At 66.3% G+C, this 2,198-nt stretch carries 3 protein-coding genes; 2 read left to right on the top strand and 1 reads right to left on the bottom strand.

Translation table 11 applies throughout. The features are described from left to right. The coding region (locus ACXJKH_RS19055; protein WP_457321722.1) for a hypothetical protein at positions 1–378 on the bottom strand (378 nt) is incomplete at its 3' end. Between the two features lie 195 nt (positions 379–573). Between ACXJKH_RS19055 and ACXJKH_RS19050 the strand changes: the two genes are divergently transcribed. Together ACXJKH_RS19050 and ACXJKH_RS19045 are read left to right on the top strand one after the other, a co-directional pair. Then, positions 574–1,704, top strand: coding sequence for a GNAT family N-acetyltransferase (locus tag ACXJKH_RS19050; RefSeq protein ID WP_256776709.1), 1,131 nt, complete (start codon positions 574–576; stop codon positions 1,702–1,704). Beyond that, positions 1,701–2,198 (top strand): leucyl/phenylalanyl-tRNA--protein transferase (locus ACXJKH_RS19045; protein ID WP_457321720.1); only part of this gene is annotated, 498 nt, incomplete at its 3' end. The genes ACXJKH_RS19050 and ACXJKH_RS19045, both read left to right, overlap by 4 nt.

Below are 2,198 nucleotides of genomic sequence, written 5' to 3'. Positions count from 1 at the left end.
GTACTCCACCGTTACTACCGGCGCAAACTTCTCGGCTTCATGGATCAGGCCGTTGTTGATGATGCTTCTCTGGTCTTCGAAAGATGGGCCGTAGTCTTCAGGCACAAATGATCGATCCAGTCGGACCGTGATCACCCCGGCGGCGATATCCATGGAGGCACTTACCTGGCGGCTACGGGACTGTCCGTCCAGTAGCGGGATGCGCTCGAGTGAGAACCGTGCGCGCTGTGTCAAAAGGGTATCGAGCTCAACATCACTCTTTAGACCAAGCGGCTCGACGCCAGCGGCGCGCGCGGGCGCGGACATGAAAAGAGACGCTGCGGCGATTGCGGCGCCGGCRGTAATCGACAGCAGCAAACCAGGGTTGTTGCACGACATCGGTATTCTCCATGAATCCAAAGGAATGCACCGTTCCTACGGCGCCAGCGCAATCTGCGCCTTTCCCGCCACGACGAATGCGCCCGAATGCACCCTTCACAGTGTTCCGGCAACACCGTTTTGATGGCACATGTGGAATGGATCAGCTCAAGCTCTCAATCCCCATTCCCCATCGCCCTGCCCTATCCTCTCCCCATGCCTGATCCACGCTTCCTCCATCGCCTCTCCGACGTCCCCGCCGCCGACTGGGACGCCCTGCACGACGGCAGCAACCCGTTCGTCAGCCATGCCTTCCTGGCCGGGCTGGAAGCGCACGGCTGCCTGCGCCCGGAATGGGGCTGGCGACCGCGCCACTTCACCCTGTGGGACGGCGACACCCTGGTCGCAGCGATGCCCGGTTACCTGAAGGACAACTCGCACGGCGAGTTCGTGTTCGACCATGCCTGGGCCAACGCCTACGCGCGGCACGGGCTGGACTACTTCCCCAAATGGCTGGGTGCGGTGCCGTACTCGCCGGTGACCGGGCCGCGCCTGCTGGCGCATGACGACGTCGATCGCGCAGCACTGGCCGAGGCGCTGCGTGCCGAGGTCGATCGCATCGGCTGGTCGTCGGCGCACGTCAATTTCCACCGCGCCGAGGAAGATGCGGCATTCGGGCCGGGCTGGATGCTCCGCGAGGACATCCAGTTCCAGTGGCACAACCCGGGCGACTGGCGCGATTTCGACGATTTCCTGGCCGCCATGGACCACAAGCGCCGCAAGAACATCCGCCAGGAACGCAGCAAGCTGGCACGCAGCGGGGTCACTTATCGGATCGTGCATGGGGATGAAGCCAGCGAAGATGACCTRCTCGCCATGCATGGGTTCTATCTGCAGACCTTCGCCGAGTACGGCAACTCGCCTGCCTTGACCCTGCCGTTCCTGCGCCATCTGGCAGCCTCGATGCCGCGCCAGCTGGTGATGTTCCTGGCCCAGCTGGACGGCGCCCCGGTCGCAGGCGCGCTGTGCCTGCGCGGCGCCGACACGCTGTACGGCCGCTATTGGGGCGGCGCCACGCTGCCTGGCCTGCATTTCGAGACCTGCTACTACCAGGGGATCGAATACTGCCTGCGCGAGGGCCTGACCCGTTTCGAACCCGGCGCGCAGGGCGAGCACAAGCTGGCGCGCGGTTTCCTGCCGCAGATCGTGCGCAGCCGCCACTGGGTGGCCGAGCCGGCCTTCGCCGGCGCGCTGAGCGGCTGGTGCGCGAGTGAGCGCGAGGACGTGGCGCGCTATGCAGTGGCACTGGCCGAGCACAGCCCCTTCAAAGCTGCGGACCCGGCATGAGCCGGCCGTTGCCCTGGGGGCTGGGCGCCCGCCCGGATGCCCCCTTCCCGCCCGCCGAGACCGCGCTGCGTGATCCGGACGGACTGCTCGCGGTCGGTGGCGACCTGTCCCCGGTGCGCCTGCTCAATGCGTACGCCAACGGCATCTTCCCCTGGTTCTCCGAGGGCCAGCCGCTGCTGTGGTGGTCGCCGGACCCCCGCATGGTGTTCCGCACCGACGGGGTGCGCCTGTCCTCGCGCTTCCGCCGTAGCCTGCGCAACAGTCCGTGGACGGTGCGCGCGGACACCCGCTTCGCCGAGGTGATCGCCGCCTGCGCCGCCAGTCCGCGACCGGGCCAGGACGGCACCTGGATCACCGTTCCCATGCAGCAGGCGTATATCGCCCTGCATCGGATGGGCCACGCGCATTCGGTGGAGGTCTTCGATGCAGGCCGATTGGTGGGTGGCATCTACGGCGTGGCGATTGGCCGGATGTTCTTCGGCGAAAGCATGTTC

This window comes from Stenotrophomonas sp. P5_B8 (assembly GCF_054049855.1).
The sequence above is the reverse complement of the archived record's forward strand: the minus strand, read 5'-3'. Positions and strand labels throughout refer to the sequence as shown.